16 protein-coding genes are annotated in these 17,855 nt (G+C 70.4%); 12 read left to right on the top strand and 4 right to left on the bottom strand.

Going from position 1 to position 17,855, the window contains the following annotated elements; all coding sequences use genetic code 11:
* Positions 1 to 122: 122 nt before the first annotated feature.
* From HNQ61_RS14475 to rdgB, 12 genes are all read left to right on the top strand, one after another.
* Complete coding sequence (locus HNQ61_RS14475) at positions 123 to 1,064, top strand: carbamate kinase (RefSeq protein WP_170036862.1); 942 nt, start codon at positions 123 to 125, stop codon at positions 1,062 to 1,064.
* 252 nt (positions 1,065 to 1,316) lie between these two features.
* On the top strand, positions 1,317 to 2,459 hold the full coding sequence (gene sucC, locus HNQ61_RS14470) for an ADP-forming succinate--CoA ligase subunit beta (RefSeq protein ID WP_170036863.1): 1,143 nt from the start codon (positions 1,317 to 1,319) through the stop codon (positions 2,457 to 2,459).
* Positions 2,456 to 3,325: a succinate--CoA ligase subunit alpha gene (gene sucD, locus HNQ61_RS14465; protein WP_170036864.1), complete on the top strand. Its 870-nt coding sequence runs from the start codon at positions 2,456 to 2,458 to the stop codon at positions 3,323 to 3,325. The genes sucC and sucD overlap by 4 nt, the downstream gene beginning before the upstream one ends.
* A gap of 29 nt (positions 3,326 to 3,354) precedes the next feature.
* Entirely contained in the window at positions 3,355 to 4,266 is a 912-nt protein-coding gene (locus HNQ61_RS14460; RefSeq protein WP_338088130.1) for a CBS domain-containing protein, read from the top strand.
* Positions 4,267 to 4,271: 5 nt separating this feature from the next.
* Complete coding sequence (ndk, locus tag HNQ61_RS14455) at positions 4,272 to 4,691, top strand: nucleoside-diphosphate kinase (RefSeq protein ID WP_170036866.1); 420 nt, start codon at positions 4,272 to 4,274, stop codon at positions 4,689 to 4,691.
* 639 nt (positions 4,692 to 5,330) lie between these two features.
* Positions 5,331 to 5,771, top strand: coding sequence for an acyl-CoA thioesterase (locus tag HNQ61_RS14450; protein ID WP_170036867.1), 441 nt, complete (start codon positions 5,331 to 5,333; stop codon positions 5,769 to 5,771).
* The gene (locus tag HNQ61_RS14445) at positions 5,768 to 7,813 is read left to right on the top strand and encodes a peptidylprolyl isomerase (RefSeq protein ID WP_170036868.1); all 2,046 of its coding nucleotides are present in this window, start codon (positions 5,768 to 5,770) and stop codon (positions 7,811 to 7,813) included. The genes HNQ61_RS14450 and HNQ61_RS14445 overlap by 4 nt, the downstream gene beginning before the upstream one ends.
* Positions 7,810 to 8,526, top strand: a complete 717-nt coding sequence (locus HNQ61_RS14440) for a hypothetical protein (RefSeq protein ID WP_170036869.1) — start codon at positions 7,810 to 7,812, stop codon at positions 8,524 to 8,526. Before HNQ61_RS14445 ends, HNQ61_RS14440 begins: the two co-directional genes overlap by 4 nt.
* On the top strand, positions 8,480 to 9,019 hold the full coding sequence (lptE, locus tag HNQ61_RS14435) for an LPS assembly lipoprotein LptE (protein WP_170036871.1): 540 nt from the start codon (positions 8,480 to 8,482) through the stop codon (positions 9,017 to 9,019). The genes HNQ61_RS14440 and lptE overlap by 47 nt, the downstream gene beginning before the upstream one ends.
* Positions 9,016 to 9,966 (top strand): hydroxymethylbilane synthase, encoded by a 951-nt coding sequence (gene hemC / locus HNQ61_RS14430; RefSeq protein ID WP_338088131.1) that lies wholly within the window; start codon positions 9,016 to 9,018, stop codon positions 9,964 to 9,966. The genes lptE and hemC overlap by 4 nt, the downstream gene beginning before the upstream one ends.
* 497 nt (positions 9,967 to 10,463) lie before the next feature.
* Entirely contained in the window at positions 10,464 to 11,183 is a 720-nt protein-coding gene (rph, locus tag HNQ61_RS14425) for a ribonuclease PH (protein WP_338088132.1), read from the top strand.
* Positions 11,183 to 11,803: an RdgB/HAM1 family non-canonical purine NTP pyrophosphatase gene (gene rdgB, locus HNQ61_RS14420; RefSeq protein ID WP_170036877.1), complete on the top strand. Its 621-nt coding sequence runs from the start codon at positions 11,183 to 11,185 to the stop codon at positions 11,801 to 11,803. The genes rph and rdgB overlap by 1 nt, the downstream gene beginning before the upstream one ends.
* A 192-nt stretch (positions 11,804 to 11,995) precedes the next feature.
* Here the strand turns inward: rdgB and HNQ61_RS14415 are convergent, their stop codons facing one another.
* The 4 genes from HNQ61_RS14415 to HNQ61_RS14400 form a co-directional block, all read right to left on the bottom strand.
* Complete coding sequence (locus HNQ61_RS14415) at positions 11,996 to 13,573, bottom strand: ComEC/Rec2 family competence protein (RefSeq protein ID WP_170036879.1); 1,578 nt, start codon at positions 13,571 to 13,573, stop codon at positions 11,996 to 11,998.
* A gap of 2 nt (positions 13,574 to 13,575) precedes the next feature.
* The gene (locus HNQ61_RS14410; RefSeq protein ID WP_170036881.1) at positions 13,576 to 15,387 is read right to left on the bottom strand and encodes a gluzincin family metallopeptidase; all 1,812 of its coding nucleotides are present in this window, start codon (positions 15,385 to 15,387) and stop codon (positions 13,576 to 13,578) included.
* A gap of 269 nt (positions 15,388 to 15,656) precedes the next feature.
* A complete protein-coding gene (locus HNQ61_RS14405; protein ID WP_170036883.1) occupies positions 15,657 to 16,964 on the bottom strand; it encodes a hypothetical protein in 1,308 nt (435 codons plus the stop codon).
* A gap of 37 nt (positions 16,965 to 17,001) precedes the next feature.
* Complete coding sequence (locus HNQ61_RS14400) at positions 17,002 to 17,718, bottom strand: DUF4257 domain-containing protein (protein ID WP_170036885.1); 717 nt, start codon at positions 17,716 to 17,718, stop codon at positions 17,002 to 17,004.
* Between the last annotated feature and the right edge of the window lie 137 nt (positions 17,719 to 17,855).

Below are 17,855 nucleotides of genomic sequence, written 5' to 3'. Positions count from 1 at the left end.
CGCGGGCGGCGCGGGGCGGGAGATGGTTGCCCGCGCCCGGCCGGCGGCGGAAGTCCCGTTCTGCTACGCGCTTGCTCCCGTTCGGGGGAAGCGCATAGAATGTCGCCCGTGACCGAGGCTTTGTGCCAAGCAAGACCGTGGTGCTCGCGCTGGGAGGCAACGCCCTTGCCCAGCCCGGGGAAGAAGGAACCATCACCGAGCAGTTCCGCCACACGCGCGAGTCGCTGGGCGCCGTGGTGGAGCTGGCCCGCGAGGGGTGGCGCATCGCCATCGTGCACGGCAACGGCCCGCAGGTGGGGAACGAGCTGATCCGCAATGAGCAGTCGCGGCACCTCGTTCCGCCGCTGCCGCTGGGCGTGCTGGTGGCGGGAACGGAGGGATGGATCGGCTACATGATCCAGCAGTCGCTGCAGAACGCCCTTCTCCGCGGCGGTGTGGACCGGCAGGTGGTGACGATGGTCACCCAGGTGCTGGTGGATCCGGACGATCCGGAGATGCAGCGCCCCAGCAAGCCCATCGGCCGCACCATGGACGAGGCGACGGCGCGCGAGCTGGCGGCCGAGCTGGGCGGCGAGGTGGCGGAGACCAAGGGCGGATGGCGCCGCGTGGTGCCCAGCCCGCGCCCCACCGGCATCGTGGAACGCGACATGATCCGCGCGCTGGTGGCGGAAGGTCACGTCGTGGTCGCGGCGGGCGGGGGCGGATGCCCGGTGTACCGCCACCCCGAGTTCGGCCTGGAGGGCGTGGACGCGGTGGTGGACAAGGACCGCGCCGCCGCCATCCTGGGCCGCGACATCGGCGCCGAGGTGCTGGTGATTCTGACGGACGTGGACCGCGTGTACGTGGACTACGGCACCCCGCGGCAGCGCGGCCTGGAGCGCCTGACCGTCGCCGAGGCGGACGCGCTGCTGGCGGGAAGCGATCTGGGGAAGGGGAGCATGGCCCCCAAGGTGGAGGCCGCCGCCGAGTTCGTGCGTCGCGGCGGCAAGCGGGCCATCATCGCCCGGCTGGACCAGGGGCGCGAGGCGGTCGCCGGGAACGCCGGCACCGAAATCGTTCCGTAAGAGAGAAGCAGTGCCCAGTGCTCAGTTTCAAGTGCCCAGGGAAGCACGGTCTTTTGCTCTCTGGCGGTTGATCCGAGGACTCTGGGCGTGAGGCGGCGTGGACCTGCCGCCGAAGCAGTGCCCGGAGACAGCCGGGAGCGCGAAATCTGAAGTGCGGGGTGCTCCTGGGCACTGGGCACTTGACCCCTGGGCACTTGTCCCTGGGCACTTCGGTTGTCTGTTGTCGTTTTTTCACTCGAACCCGAGTCATCCGTGAACATCCACGAATATCAGGCGAAGGAGCTGCTCTTCGCACAGGGGATTCCCGTCCCCATGGGCGAAGTGGCCACCACGCCCGAGCAGGCGGAGCAGATCGCCCGGAAGCTGGGCGGCGCCGTGGTCGTCAAGGCCCAGGTGCACGTCGGCGGGCGCGGCAAGGCCGGCGGCGTAAAGCTGGCCAAGACGCCGGAAGAGGCGCGCGAAAAGGCCCAGGCCATCCTGGGGATGGACATCAAGGGCCTCACCGTGGAAAAGGTGCTGATCGCCCCGGCGGAAGACATCGCCACCGAGGCGTACGTGGGCATCATCCTGGATCGCGCCAGCAAGGCTCCCGTGTGGATGGTTTCCGCGGCGGGCGGCGTGGACATCGAAGAGGTGGCCGCGACCGATCCCGACAAGATCACCAAGCTGGCGGTGGACCCGCGCTACGGCTTTCTGCCGCACCAGGCCCACCTGCTGGCCACCAAGCTGTACACGGATCCGAAGCAGGTGCGCGCCGCCGCCAAGATCCTGCAGCAGCTGTACAAGGCGTTCATCGAGAACGGCGCCTCGCTGGCCGAGATCAACCCGCTCATCACCAATCCCGCGGGCGACGTGCTGGCGCTGGACGCCAAGCTGAGCGTGGATGACAACGAGCTGTTCCGCCTGCCGGCCATCGAGGCCCTGCGCGATGAATCGTCCGAGGACCCGGCGGAAGTCACGGCGCGCAACGCCAACCTCACGTTCATCAAGCTGGACGGCGACGTGGGCTGCATCGTGAACGGCGCCGGGCTGGCCATGGCCACGATGGACCTGGTGAAGTACTACGGCGGCGAACCCGCCAACTTCCTGGACATCGGCGGTTCGAGCAATCCCGAAAAGGTGGTGAACGCGCTCAAGATCATCACCGGCGACGCGAACGTGAAGGCCATTCTGTTCAACATCTTCGGCGGCATTACCCGCACGGATGACGTGGCCAACGGGATCGTGACCGCCACGAAGATGATCGACATCAAGGTGCCCATCGTCATCCGCCTGACGGGGACCAACGAAGAGATCGCCGTGAAGATTCTGGCCGACGCCGGCTTCACCGCGCTGACCGACATGGACGAGGCCGTGCAGAAGGCCGTCGCTTTGGCCAAGGGAGAGTCCCAGTGAGCATCTTCATCGATCAGAGCACCAAGCTCGTCGTCCAGGGCATCACGGGGCGCGACGGTTCGTTCCACGCCAAGCAGATGATGGAATACGGGACCGACGTCGTCGCCGGCGTCACCCCGGGCAAGGGCGGGCAGATGTTCGAGGGCCGCGTGCCCATCTTCAACACGGTCGAAGAGGCCGTCCGTGAGACGGGCGCCAACACGTCGGTCATCTACGTGCCGCCTCCGTTCGCCGCGGACGCCATGTTCGAGGCCGCCGACGCGGGCGTGAGCTTCATCGTCTGCATCACCGAAGGCGTGCCGGTGCTGGACATGACGCGCGTGCGTCCGTACGTGCTGGACAAGGGCGCCCGTCTGCTGGGACCGAACTGCCCGGGCCTGCTGTCCGCCGGCAAGAGCAAGGTCGGCATCATCCCCGGCCACATCACGCAGCCCGGCCCCGTCGGCCTGGTGTCCAAGAGCGGCACGCTGACCTACGAAGTGGTCTACAAGCTCAAGGGCGCCGGGATCGGGACGACGACGTGCGTGGGCATCGGCGGCGACCCCATCAACGGCACGTCGTTCATCGACTGCCTTGCGGCGTTCGAGGCCGATCCGGACACCCAGGCCATCGTGATGCTGGGTGAGATCGGCGGCACGGACGAGCAGGAAGCCGCGCGCTACATCAAGGAGCACGTCACCAAGCCGGTGGTGGGCTTCATCGCCGGACAGACGGCGCCTCCGGGACGCCGCATGGGCCACGCGGGCGCCATCATCAGCGGCGGCGCGGGGACGGCGGAGGAAAAGATCACCGCCTTCCGCGACAACGGCATCGCCGTCGCCACCCGCCCGCTGGACGTGGTGGGGCTCATCCAGGAGGCGCTCTGAACCAGGGCGTTCCCCGGGCGGGGCGCGAGGTGCGGCTCACGGAGATTCTCCATGAGGAGCACATCGTGGCCCCGCTTCACGCCCGCACCGTCCGCGAGGCCGTAACGCGCCTGGCGGAGGTGCTGGTGCGCACCGGCGCCGTGGCGCATCCGGACCAGATGGAGCGGATGTTCAGCGAGGCGCGGGTGCGCGACCTGATCCACGTGGGCGACCGCGTTCTGCTTCCGCACCTGCGGACGGACGCGGTCGATCACCTGGTCGTCGCCGTGGGCATCGCGCCGCAGCCGCTGGCCGAGGCGCCGGGCGATGTGGCCGCTGCGGTGGCGCAGATCGTCGTCCTGGTGCTGGCCCCGCTGAGCGCGGCGGACCTGTACCTGCAGACGGTGGCGGCGCTCGCGCGGGTGCTGCGGCACGACAGCGTGGTGGAGCGGCTCGTAAACGCGCGCACCGCGGCGGACGTGCTGCAGATCGCGGAGATGCGCGAAATCGTCATTCAGCCGCGGCTTACCGTGCGCGACGTGATGACGCAGCGCGTGTACCGCACCTCGCCCGACGCGCCGGTGCAGGAGGTGCTGGACCTGATCGCCGAGCACAAGCTGCGCGCGGTTCCGGTGGTGGGCGAGGGCCGCGAGGTGCTGGGGATGGTGACCGACCGCGACCTGCTGCGCTACTTTCTTCCCGGCGTGCAGCGCCCGGCGGACGCCACCGTGGTGGCATGGCAGGAAACGCGGGTGCGCGACGTGATGTCGCGCTCCGTGATCTGCGTCTCCGAGGACCAGGCCCTGGCCGAGGTCACGGGGATGCTGGTAAGCAAGGACATCGAGCGGCTGCCCGTGGTGCACGAGGGGCAGCTGACCGGATTTCTGACCCGCGGCGACATCCTGCGCAAGGTGTTCGGGTTCGCCGCGTCTCCCGTTGAATCATCATCTGACGAAGGATAGATCGAATGGCTCGCACGTTCGCCATGATCAAGCCCGACGCCGTGCAGAGCGGCCACGCCGGCAAGATCATCGCCCACATCCAGCAGGCCGGCTTCACGATCCTGGGCATGAAGCTCACCCAGATCAGCCTGGCGCAGGCGCAGAAGTTCTACGAGGTGCACAAGGAGCGCGGCTTCTACGGCGAGCTCGTGGAGTTCATGTCCAGCGGCCCGTCCGTGGTGCTGGCCCTGCAGGCCGACAACGCGGTCGGTCTGTGGCGTGAGACGATTGGCGCCACCGATCCGGCCGAGGCCGCCGAGGGCACCATCCGCAAGCTGTACGCGGAGAACAAGGGCCGCAACGCGGTGCACGGCTCCGACAGCGACGAGAACGCGGACATCGAGATCGCGTTCTTCTTTGCCGGCACCGAGCTGGTGGGCGGCTGATCCGCTCCGTTCTCGGTTGACGAAGGGCGCTCCTCGCGGGGCGCCCTTTTTCGTGTGGATGACGAACAGAAGGGCCTCACGCAGAGCCGCAGAGGCGCAGAGAGGTGCGGGCGAGTACCGCGCGTCAGGCGGAGTTGGCTTGGGCGGATAGTAGATCCTTCGGTCGCGCAGGGCTCGGGGCAGGGGAGAGGGCGGCGCACGCTCCCTCAGGATGACATGTCTTTGTGGTGCATCAGTTTACAGCCCACACCATGTCATCCTGAGGAGGCGCCGGACGTGCCTGCCGGCGCGCCGAACCTTGGCGCCGACGAAGGATCTGGCCCGCGCCCAAGCCGACTCCGCGTGACGCGCCGAACCCGCCGCCCCAGTCCGCGAAGGCGGACTTCGTGCCGGTCCAGCGGCGAATTCATTCGCTCCTGGACGGCGGACTTCCTCAATGCCCCTCGAAACTCACCCGAGCCGCGGCTGCAGTCCGCGAAGGCGGACTTCGCGCCGTTGTTGCCGCGACTTCAGTCGCCCCTGCGGTTCTGCATCCACAGAACACACCACAAACCCGCGTCCGCGTTTGACAGTGGGCGCGCTGGCCGGGTAGAATCGTCGCCGGTCCATCACCCGCACCCGCGAACCGTTCCGCCCCGCATGCACCCGGCTGCACACACGTCCACCCTGGAGTTCCGCGCGCGGTACGCCGAAACGGACCAGATGGGCGTCGTCTATCACGCCAACTACCTGGTGTGGTGCGAGATGGGCCGCACGGACCTGATCCGCCATCTCTGGAAGCCGTACTCCGTCATCGAAAAAGAAGGCGTGATGCTGGCCGTCACCGACGTGTCCATGCGCTATCACGCCTCCGCGCGCTACGAGGACCTGATCCGCGTGACGACCTCGGTGGAGCAGGTGCGGTCGCGCGCCATCAGCTTCACCTACCTGATCGAGCGGGTGGAGGAGGACGGCACCACGACGCGCCTCTGCTCCGCCCGCACCGGCCTGACCGCCCTGGACCGCGCCAGCAGCGCCCCGCGCAAGCTGCCCCAGGACCTGCTGGACGCCTTTCGCGCCGCCACGGAGCCCAACGCATGAGCCGCCGCCCCGAGTTTCTGCTCGCCCTTCCCGTCACCGCCGCGGCGCTGCTTTCCGCCTGCGCGCCCGCCATGAGCGCGGGCGCCGGCACGGGACCCGTCGACGCGTCCACGCTCATCCGCCTGGAAGACCGGCGCGAGTACGATTCCACCGCGCTCGCCACGGCCGCGGGGGCTCCCTCCGCCGCGCTGCGCCGCCGCGCCGCCCTGGCCGCCGGCAACCTGCGGGACAAACGCGCCATTCCCATGCTGGGCCGCATGCTGGCGGACGAGGACACCAGCGTCGCAGCGACGGCCGCGTTCGCGCTCGGCCAGATCGCCGACAGCGCCGCCGTCCCGCTTCTCGCTCCGTACGCCGCCAGCAGCCGCATCGCCGCCGCGCCGTCCGTCGTGGGCGAGGCGGCGTACGCGCTCGGCAAGATCCGCCATCCCGCCGCGCGCGCCGCGCTGGAGCGTCTTCTCACCGAAGCCGCTATCGACGGCACCGGCACCGCGGAGGCCGTCGGTCCCGCGCTGCTGGCGGTGTGGCGCCAGGGCCGGCCCACGCCCGTTCCCGCCGTCGCCCGATGGATGACGGCGCGCGACCCCGAACTCCGCTGGCGCGCGGCGTACGCGCTGGCCCGCCGACCGGAACCCGCCACGGCCGCGGCGCTCTCCCCCGCCGCCGCGGATGCCGACGCGCTGGTGCGCTCCTTCGCCGCCCGTGCGCTCACCGGGCCGATGGCGGACTCCGCCGGCGTGGGCCGCGACCGCGCGCTGCAGATGCTGATCGCCCTCGCCGGGGCGGACAGCAGCATGCCCGTGCGCGTGAACGCACTCCGCACCCTTGGCACGTACCCGGGCGAGCGCACGCTCACCTTTCTGTCCGACCGGGCCAACGCCGCGCGCGATCCGTACGACGTGATCGCCGCGCTGGAGGGATTGCAGCGCATGGGAGCCGACGCACGTTCCGCGGCGCCGCTGCTGTCGTCCATCATCCGCGATCCGGCGCGCAACGTCTTCATCCGCCAGACCGCGGCCGCCGCGCTGGCGGACATCGACGGGCCCGCCGCGATCGCGGCCGTAACGGCGATCGAGACCTCGCCGGAGTGGAGGCTGCGCGCCGCGGCCGCCCGCGTGCACGCGCAGGTGAGTCCCGCGTCGCGCCAGCGGCTGTCGGCGTGGATCGACGATCCCGACGGGCGCGTGGCCGCCGCGGCGCTGGAGCAGGCCGTCGGCGCGCTCGGAGACACGGTGACGGAGATCCGCCCCGTGCTGATCGCCGCGCTGGACACGCGCGACGTCATCGCCCGCACCAACGCGCTCATGGGACTGGCCAAGCTCGCCGATCCCGCGACGCTCCCCCTGGTCCTGGACGCGTACGACCGCGCGCAGCGGGATGAGATGGACGACGCCGCGCTCGCCGCAGTGGACGCGATCGGCGCCATCGCCAAGAAGGACGCGACGGCCCGCACCCAGTTCTTTTCCCGCTTCGGCCGCTCCGCGGACTACCTGGTGCGCCAGCGCGCGCAGACCGCGTTCGGCGATTCCGTCCCCGCCGCGTGGGGCGCGCCGCTCCCGGTGGAGACGGGCCGCCGCGCGTCCGACTACGTCCGCGCCGCGCGCGACATGACCGCCGCGCCCCGCCGCGCGATCATCACCACGGATCGCGGCGAGATCGAGGTGGAGCTGTACCAGCGGGAAGCGCCGCTCACCGTCCGCAGCTTCCTGACGCTGGCCGCGCGCGGCTACTTCGACGGGCAGGAGTGGCCGCGCGTGGTGCCGAATTTCGTCATTCAGGGCGGCGATCCGCGCGGGGACACTTCCGGCGGTCCGGGGTATGCCATCCGCGACGAGATCAATCGCCACGTCTACGGCCGTGGCACGCTCGGCATGGCGCTCTCCGGCCCGGACACGGGCGGAAGCCAGTGGTTCATCACCCACTCGCCGCAGCCGCACCTGGACGGCACGTACACCGTGTTCGGGCAGGTGGTGCGCGGGCTGGAGGTGGTGGACCGCATTCTGCCGGGCGATCGCATCATTCGAATCCGGGAGGTCCGTTGATCCGTTACCGCCTGACCGCGGCTGCCTTGGCCGCGGCGCTGGCCGGCTGCGCGCCCGCCGCGCAGACCGTTTCCACCGCGCCCGGCACGCCGGGCGGCACCACCGCCGGGGGCACGTCCGCCGCCGATGCAGCGCCCGTGGCCGCCGAGGCACAGCGCGCCACCACGCCCACCTCCCCCCGCCAGGCGCAGTTCGGCTGGCAGCTGGACGAGGCCGGGGCGCAGTTCCGCGGGCGCGGCGTGGCGCGGTACGAGGCGCCGGGACGCTTTCGCCTGGACCTGTTCGGCCCGCGCGGCGAAACGTATCTGGCCGCGGCGCTGGTGGATGGGCAGATGCGCGTGCCCGCCGTGCTGGCGCAGCGCTTCGCCCTTCCGTCGCCCGCGCTGCTGTGGGGCGCGGTCGGCATCGTCGCCCCGCCGGCGGACGCGCGGCTGCTGAACTCGTCCGTCTCGGGGGAGAGCACCACAATCCGTTATCAGCTCGGCACGAGCGTGCTGGAGTACCGGCTGCGCGCCGGCCGGCTGCAGAGCGTTCGCCGCAGCGCCGGCGGCGGCGTGGCCGAATCCATCGACCTTACCTGGAACGACGCGGGGCAGCTGGGTCGCGCGCAGTACCGCGACTGGGCCGCCTATCGCACGCTCAACCTGACCGTGGAGTCGCAGACCGATGTCGCTGGCTTTCCTGAAGAAACGTGGAGCCCGCCGGGCACGTAACGCCTCGGCGCTCCTGGCGCTGGCCGTCCTGCTGGGCGGCTGCCTGTACAGCTTTACCGGCGGCGGCCTGCCGTCGCACATCCGGCGCGTGTACATCGAGCCGTTCGAGAACGGAACGCCGTTTCCGGGGATGGAGTCCGAGCTGCTGCGGCAGCTTCAGGAGCGCTTTCCCGGCAACCTGGGCGTGCGCCTGAGCTCGCAGCAGACGGCGGACGCCATCGTCCGAGGCCGGCTGATCCGCGCGGAAGAGCAGACCACCAACTACGATCCGCGCAGCGCCGGCGGCCGGGTGAACGCGCTGGAGCGTCAGGTGCAGGTGAGCTTTGACGCGGAGATCTACGACGTCCGCGAAGACCGGCTGCTGTGGAAGGGCAACGGCATCACCGCGCTGGGCACCTTTGATCCGGGGCGTGAAAGCGTGGACGTGGGCCGCCGCAAGGCGCTGGTGGAAGTGGTGCAGAAGATGATTGACGGAGCGCAGTCGCAGTGGTGATCCGCATCGCCTCACGGGGGAGCGAACTGGCGCTGTGGCAGTCCCGCGCGGTGGCCGGCTCGCTGCGCGCCGCGGATCCGTCGCTCCAGGTGGAGATCGAGGTCATCCGCACCACGGGCGACCGCATTCAGGACGTACCGCTGGCCAAGATCGGCGACAAGGGCCTGTTCACCAAGGAGCTGGACAACGCGCTCCTGGAGGACCAGGCCGACCTCGCGGTCCACTCGCTCAAGGACATTCCCACGCGCCTGCCGGACGGGCTGACGCTCGCGGCCGTCACCGTGCGCGAGGACCCGCGCGACGTCGTCCTGCTGCCTCCCGGCCAGGCTGGCGGGCTGGAGGCGCTGGAGCCCGGCGCGCGCGTGGGGACGAGTTCGCTGCGGCGCGTGGCGCAGTTGCGCAAGCGGCGGCCGGACCTGGAACTGGTGGACCTGCGCGGCAATCTGAACACGCGCCTGGCCAAGCTGGACCGCGGCGAGTACGACGCCATCATCCTGGCCGCGGCCGGCGTGCTGCGGCTGGGGTGGAGGGACCGCATCAGCGCATACCTGGAGCCGCCGCGCTGGCTGCCGGCGGTGGGGCAGGGGGCGCTGGGCATCGTCTGCCGCACGGACCGCGACGACATCCGCGCCGCGCTGGCCCCGCTGAACGACCCGGATACGGCCGCCGCAACCACGGCGGAACGCGCCCTGCTCCGTGCGCTGGAGGGCGGGTGCCAGATTCCCATCGGCGCGCTGGGGCTGGTGGATGAGGGGCAGGTGTACCTCGCCGGCCTCGTCGCTGACACCGACGGATCGCGCATCCTGCGCGTGCACCAGGTGGGCGACGTGAAGCACGCGGCCGCGGTCGGTCGCGCCGCTGCGGACGAACTGCTCGCGAAGGGCGCGGGAGAGATCCTGGCGTCCGTGCGCGCGCGCGTCGTCCTGGCGGAGCCCGCGGCGCCGTAGGGCAGCGAGCGGCTCGGGAGAAAGTCCGTCGCGGCGGAGTTCGTCGAGCGGAGGTTTCCGGGACGAGAGCTGGCGTGGGATTGGAGGGTGGCGCGGCCGACGCTGTGGCCCTCACCCCGCGTGCTGCGCACGACGACCCTCTCCCACGAACGGATGTGGGAGAGAGAGCACACCCCAGTCTCGTGCGCGCCGGCTGGCCGGAGCGCGATCGGTTTTCTCCCCTCTCCGTGCGCAGTTTGCACGGGTAGGGGCCGGGGGAGGGGCCCTCACGGCTGAGGCCTCGCGAGAGCAGGCTTCCGCACCTGTCTCCGCCTGCGAGGTGAGGTCTCCCTTTCTCCCGCGGAGCGGGGGAGAGGGCCGGGGAGAGGGGGCCCCTCCGCGCGATGGCACTCCGTCGATCCAGACCGAATTCGTTGCACGCCGCGGGAACCGCGCTCCGTCGCGATCCGCGGCGCATCTCCGCATCATCTCCATCCATATATCACAGGATACGTAACGTGGCGGAAAGCACCACGCGCAACGACGGCCGTTCGCCCGGCGCGCTGCGGCCGATCACGCTGGAACGCGGAGCCTCGCTGTACGCCGAGGGCTCGTGCCTCATCAGCGCCGGCCGCACCCGCGTGCTGTGCACGGCGTCGGTGGAGCAGGGCGTTCCCGGCTGGCGCAAAGGCAAGGGCGAGGGCTGGGTGACGGCGGAATACGCCATGCTCCCCCGCGCCACCGGCTCGCGCAACCGCCGCGAGCGCGGACAGGTGGGCGGGCGCACGCAGGAGATCCAGCGCCTGATCGGCCGCTCGCTGCGCGCCTGCGTGGACATGGCCGCCCTCGGCGAGTGGACCATCACCATCGACTGCGACGTCCTGCAGGCGGACGGCGGCACGCGCACCGCTTCCATCACCGGCGGCGCCGTGGCCCTGCACGACGCCTGCGCATGGGTGGCGGAAAAGACGGGTGCGCCCAGCGCATTCCGCCACTACGTCGCGGCCATCAGCGGTGGCTTGGTCGGCGGCGAACTGCTGCTGGACCTGGATTACTCCGAGGATGTGCGCGCCGAGGTGGACCTGAACGTGGTCGCGCGCGAGAACGGCGGACTGATCGAGGTGCAGGGAACCGGCGAGCACGGCGACTTTACGCCGGAACAGCTGTCACGGCTGGTCGGCACGGCGGCGGACGCGATCCGCCAGCTGAACGCCATGCAGCGCGCCGCGGCCGGCTGATGCGCCTCGTGGTCGCCACCCGCAACGCGGGCAAGGTGCGCGAGCTGCACCGGCTGCTGGCCGCCGTCCCCGGGCTGGACATCGTCGGCCTGGCCGAACTCGGCATTCCCGAGTCCCCGGAGGAGGACGCGCTGGAGGTCTTTGACACGTTCGAGGAGAACGCGCTGGCCAAGGCGCGGTACTTTGCGCGGATGACGGGCGAGGCCGCGCTCGCGGACGATTCCGGTATCTGCGTGGATGCGCTCAACGGCGCGCCCGGCGTCCGCTCCCGCCGCTTTGCCCCGGTGGATGACGTGCGCGGCGAGCTGCAGGACGACGCCAACAACCGCCATCTCCTGCACCTGCTTGCGGATGTGGATGATCCGCGGCGGACGGCACGGTACGTGTGCGCCGCCGCCGTGGCGTGGCCGGACGGGCGCGAGATGGTGCGCACCGGTGCGTGCGAAGGCGTGGTCCTGCGCGCGGCGCGCGGGGAGGGCGGCTTTGGATACGATCCGCTCTTCCATCTGCCGGAGGAGGGGATGACCTTTGGCGAGCTGCCCGCGTCGCGAAAGGATGAGATCAGCCATCGGGGGATCGCGGTGCGCGCCATCGCGGCGGCGCTGGACGGGCGTACCTGAAGGCGGACCGTACCTGCGTCCACAAGCCCGCGGATCCAGAGAATCCGCGGCCGAGGGCGAGCCATCGTAGCGGATGGCCTCCGCATCGGGCCGCGCGCGCCCGCCGCTCTCCTCCATCGCTCCTACACGGAAGAGCCCCCACCCATGCCCGGGTGGGGGCTTTTCCGTGCGCGCATCCGGACCGGGGCTCGCCTATGGCATGATGTCGTAGTCGAAGTACAGCCGGTCTTCTCGCACGTGTGACAGGAACCGCTGCCAATCCGCCTCCGGAACGCCATCCGGCGGGGTTGCCGGGATCGAAGTGTCGGTCTGGAGGACCCGGCCGGACGACTTTCTGAGCAGCTCGTCCTTGATGGCCTTCCTGGGATGATCCCAGCCGTTCTGTCCCTCCGCCCAGGCACGCACCGCGGTAATCATCGCCGTAAACTCGCGGCGGTGCTCACCCTGCCCCATCCATCCCAGGCTGGGGTGTTCGCTGGCTGGACCGCCGTTGAGCGTTGCGTTCTCGCTGCAGTGGTGCCCCACCTTGTACAGCACCGTCCGCGCGAGCAGATCCCGGGCGGAGATGACCTGTCCGTCTTCCGCCCACGTTCCGTCGTTCCACGAGACCCAGTTGCCGCGCTGGGCGTCGGCGGCAAAGAGCAGCACCTTGCCTCCCTTTCCCAGTTCAAAGGCGAGCACGACGCTCGCGTTGTTGGTCTGCTGGTTCAGGTCCAACGCCAGCCGGTCCGCGGAGTACAGCCATTCGTTGTCGATGCGCCGCCATTCCGCGTCGGGAAGCACCTCGTCCTCGTTCCACCCGCGCGGAGCCCGCGCGGCGGCCATCCCCGGCCCGCCGTAGTGGATCTTGAAGAACTCGCCGGACCGCGCATCCGTCAGCGCGTCGGTGCTGGGGACGGCGTAACGAGCCCCGAACGGCGACACCCCGTGCCCGTCCACCGACGCGACCGCCGCGGCGAAGTAGTTCCCGGCCGAGGTGGCGGGGATGGCGGCGCCGTGAAAGACCTCGTCCCCCGCGGGATCCATGTCCCGGAGCTTCGCCGCGTCGCGCGGAGGCCCGAGCGCATAGGCCCGCACCCCGGCGGCGCGCGGAAGCGGCATGATCGCCTCGTGCGGGCGGATGTACCGCACGCCGTTCTGCGCCCGATCCCTGACCCGCTTCATCGCCTGCTTGTTGCTGCTGTTTGAGGGATCGGTCTGCGCGGCCATCAGCAGCCCCGCACCCGCGGCGCCGTCCATGTCGTCTTCTTCGCCGCCCAGCTCCAGGGCGAGGAACTGGTCGATGAACCGCGTACGCTCCTCCTCCCCCTGTGCGGCCAGCCGGCTTCGTGCGGCCAGCAGCCCGAGAAGCTGATCGTTGAACCGGTCGCGCAGTTGGTTGGCCAGGGCATCGCCCGGATCCTCCGTCCACGCCATCCACACCTCTCCGATGTGGATACCAATCAAGTTGTCCTTGGTGAATCCGTTCACATGGTCCTGGTGCTCGTGGGTGATGACCACGATGTCGATGCACCCGCCGGTTGCGTCGAGGATGCTGGCGGCGATTTCCACGGGAGAGGTGTGGATGAAGGCGGGGGAGCCCGGCTTGTATCCGCAGTCGATCAGCACGTACACGGGCGGTTCCTCGGGTACGCTCCCGGCGAAGGCGAGCAGAAAGCAGTCGCCGTGGCCGGCGCGGTACATCCGCACGGTCACACCGCCGGCGGGAGGCACCAGCCGGCCGCTGCCCGCGGCGGCCGAAGGCACGGCCGCATCGTTGGATTCGCTCATGGTCAGTCCTCCTCGCCTGCGTGAAGAATCGCGAACGGCTCGCGGGCGTTCATGGCCGCCAGCGCGGGGGCGAACGCGTTCGCGGGGGGCATTCCTCCGGACAGAAACAGCCGCATGCGCGCCAGTTCCTCGTCGTCGGCCACGGTCCCCGCGGTGCGGATCACGCGGCGCACGGCCATCGTTCCGCGGGAGATCAGCAGAGTGCACCCGGCCCGGTAGACGAAGTCGGGCTTCGCCATTTCCTGCGCTCCGGGCGGGAGAGCGTCCATCTCCGCCTGTCTGGCGGGATCCAGATACCCGCGGCGGCGCTGAGTGAATTCCACGACGAGATCGGTGGTGGGCGACCCGCGCGAGGTGCGGCGTACGGCCGTGCGCACCGAGTGCACCTCCAGCGCGACGCCGTTGGCGGTGCGGAACACCGTGGCGGGCGCTTCTTCTTCCTCCAGCACCAGGCCGAATGCGCGGGCCCACCCCCGTCCGGGGCCGCGGACCAGCCAGGCCCAGAGCGCGGCCGAATTCCTGTCGATTCCCACCCACGTCTGGTACCGGTCCGTTTCCAGGTCCCACCCCCGCAGCCGCTGGTCCTCGGGAGCGCTTTCGGCGAGCAGCGACCGGATGCCTTCCGCGTCCGCCGAAAGACCCGCCTCGTCGCGCGCGGTGTCGCCGGCCGGCCAGAGCAGCCCGTCGACCGATATGCCGCGCGTTCCCCGCGGTTGAATTCCCCACTGGCGAAAGCTTTCCACGAACGCCAGGCGGAATCCGTCCGGGTCGTCGGGGTTGAAGTCGGCTTCCGCCGTCACCACCGCGCGCAGGTAGTCGCCGAAGGTGATGGCCACCGGAGGGCAGTAGTCGATGGCGCGGATGCACATCCGCAGCGTCTGCTCCGCCGTCCGCGCCGCCTCCGCCGCCAGCCGGGCGGCCAGGTCCGGGTGGAGGTCGCCCTCGAGCACGCCGGTGCCCCCACTGGCGATCCGGTACAGGTCCGCCGTGCGCGCCCGGTACACCTTCAGAAACGCGCCGAACACCGCCGCCACCAGAATGCCGCCGCGCGCGTGTGCTTCGCCCGTGCGCTCCAGCGCGCGGACGTCCGGCGTGTGGGGTTCCCACCGCCCGGTCGCCGGATTGATCCCGCCCAGCGCATCCCGCAGCGCCCGCCCGCGGCCCGAGGCGGCGCCAAACTGCTGCGCCAGCTGCCCGAGAAGGTTCTCGCCGGCCAGGTTTCCGCGGGTGCGGGCGATCTGGTCCGCCAGCACGCCGGGATAGGAAAAGTGCTGAAACAGCGCCACGATGTCGGCAAACGCCTCGTGGAACGCCAGCACATCGGCGTTCACCGGCTCGGCGAAACGTGGATGAACCCCGTCCAGGAGCGCATGCGTGACCTCGTGGGCGATGATGTCGTGCGAAAGACAGGTGAACACCAGCGTTCCCGGCGAACTGCCACCGTCGCCGGCGCGTACGGGAAAGTACCCGAAGAGCACCGCCTTCTTTTCCGGGCTGTAGAAGGCGTTGCGGTCGCGCAGCGCGTGCGGGTACAGGCGCAGCCGGCGCACGAAGCGGTCGCGAAACGTTTCCCGGCCGCGGGTCGTGGTCTTCTCCCTGCGGGTGGACCACAGCGCCACGCGGCCCAGCGCCTGCTCGAAGTGCCGGATGGTGGTCATGGCGACCGCGTACACCATCTGCTGGTGGAACTGCGGGTTGGATTCGGAAGGCATGAGCCCGTCGCTCGCGAGCACGCGGGGGTCATTCAGGTCGACCGGCCGGTAGAACACGCCGCTCGCGGGATCGGCGTCGATCACCTCAACGTATTCGCCCACGGGACCGCGCTTCAGGTCACTTTCCCATGGGATCCGCACTGTGACCTCCGCGATCCCGGCGGAGTCATACCGGGCCGCAAGGGCGGGGTCGAGCGCAAAGATGCGCAGTCTTCGCGAGACGGGTTCGGGAATCAGGTTGTCGCCTGTCATGTCAGCGTCCTTTCAACGGAGGGGTGCGCCCGCGGACGGGATCGTGCCGCGCCGGGGCGGCCGGCATGGCCCGCCGCCCCGGCGCGCACGCTTTGATCAAGTGTCTGGTCAGGCGGGTCTCACCGCCGGAGGGGAAGCTCTCCCTCATCCCCCTTGTAGTTCACGGGCGCGCGCCACACGTGCATGGCCGCCCGGTCGCCGTCGGTCATCGCGCGGTTTCCCGCCCAGAGCGGATATCCCAGCTTGGCGACCGTGCAGCGCCGGATCCACGCGAGCATGTCCACCGCCTCCTCGAAGGTCCCGAATTCCAGGACATTTCTGCGGTCGGCTCGTGCGCTCGGCGCCGCGCCTTCGATCTCGATGGAGTCCCCGGCGATGCGCAGCTGAAAGACGGCAAACCGCAGGGCTTCTCCCGGAAGGATTTCCACCAGGCGGATGGTGTCGCGGCCCTTGCGGAACTCGGCCGCGTCGTCGCCCTCGGGAAGCGTGCGGTCCCCCGCCGGTACGTGGCGCAGGGTGTACTGGAGTTCCACGTTCACCCCGACCGGGGCGGGCCCTCCGGCGCCGCGTCCAGTGTCCGAAGGTGCATTCAGCCCGGCGGCCGCGTAGCGGGTAGTCTGGCGATTGAAGCTCGGCGCGCCTCCGCACGCGTCCGGGAGTGAGGCCGTGAACACGGTGTAGTAGCCCCCGTGTGGCACCACCATGTCGAAGTCCGCGGTGATGTTGCCGCTCAGATCGGTCTCGATGTCCCCCTGCTGAAGGAGGACCGCCTCCGTTGCCGTCAGGGTGCCGGTGAGCGGCGTACGCTGGCGGCGCAGCACCATCTCTTCCTGCAGCGTGGTGGCGGCGGATGCGGAAAGGCTCGGCGTGGCGGAGAGAAAGGGAAGCGCGAGTCCGAGTTCCGCGCCGGTGTTCCGCTCGCGCGACAGACTCAGTTTCCCCACGTCCACCGTCTCACGCGGGTTCTCGATCCGGTTCCAGCTTACGAACTGGCTGCCGTTCACCGGGCGCACGATGATGCGTGCGTCGCTGATGCGGTCCGCGGCGCTGCTGGAGGAGTGATCCAGCGAGAACACCAGGCGGCGCGAGATGCGGGTGCGGTCCTGGAAGCTGGGTGTGGAACTCGCCTCCCGGATGGGGAGCGCCAGTGCCTGTACCAGCGCGCGGGCATCTCCCCCCGTCCGTGCCGCCATCGCCTTCACCATCTCGGCCTGCGCTTCAGGGCTCAGGCTGGTGAGCACGGTCGCGGTGGACGGGGCGGCGGGAACGGGGAGGGCGAATACCGTGATCCGGACCGCGGAGGCGGAATCCTGAACCACCGTGTGGGTAGCGTAGCGCCGCAGAACCACGGGCTCGGTGCGGCTGAAGATGGCGCAGCCGGAAAGCGCCGCGAGCGCCGCGGGCAGAAGCGGGATCATCCTGTTCATGTCGTACTCCTGAAAAGGTTGGGGGCAGGGCCGGGTGTCACCCGTCGCCGGGCGGGATGGTGGATGCCTCGCCGGGCCGGGCCGGTGTACGCCTGCGGACCTCCGCGACCGCGTGGTCCGCGTAGGCGCTGATGACGGCCAGCGCGGAGGTCCGGTCGGCTGGATCGTCCTGGTCCGAGGCGGCGGCCCCGGCGATCATCTTTCCGCTCGCGGGAGCTCCGGTCCGCGCCGTCGCCGCCGCGAGCGCGACCGATTCAAAGGTTCGAATGTTTTCCGCCCAGGAATCGAGCGTTTCAAGCACCGCCCCGCGCTGATGGCTCGCCTCGGATTCGGCGGCCTGCGCGCGCCGGGACGCCACGATGGCCAGAAGGATGGCCTCGCCGCCCAGTCCGGCGGCGAGGGCGGTGCCTACCAGCGCCATCCACGCGTTCCCCGGCGGGTTCAGGGTAAGAAAGACGATCGCGGCCACGAGCCCCACGATCATCTTTCCCACGAAGCCGAGGCTCCATCCCGCCTCGTCGCGGCGCCACTGCTCAATGCGTCCGCCGTCCGTAACCAGGTCGGCGGCAAAGGCGCCCACGGCCCCGGAGACCCCGGCCACCAGCAGGGCCAGCCAGAGCGGGGCGGGGAACTCCGCGGGAACCGCGGGTACGGCTGGCTGAAGTTGCGCGGCCAGGGGTGCGTACGCGGCCAGCAGCCCGGGCGCGGCCAGCAGGGGCCGGAGCCACGGGGGGAGGGGGAGAATGCGGGGCATGAATCCACTCCAGGTCTCGGGGATGATCGCGCGGCATCGGAGCAACGCCGCGGGCGGGGCCGGACAACGGTTGCGTTCCGCCGGCCACGCGCATCATCATGGGGAGCAGGTCTCAACTTTTATCCGAAGCGTCTCTC

The sequence above is a fragment of the Longimicrobium terrae genome, from assembly GCF_014202995.1.
In the GTDB taxonomy this organism is placed as follows: Bacteria; Gemmatimonadota; Gemmatimonadetes; order Longimicrobiales; family Longimicrobiaceae; genus Longimicrobium; species Longimicrobium terrae.
The sequence above is the reverse complement of the archived record's forward strand: the minus strand, read 5'-3'. Positions and strand labels throughout refer to the sequence as shown.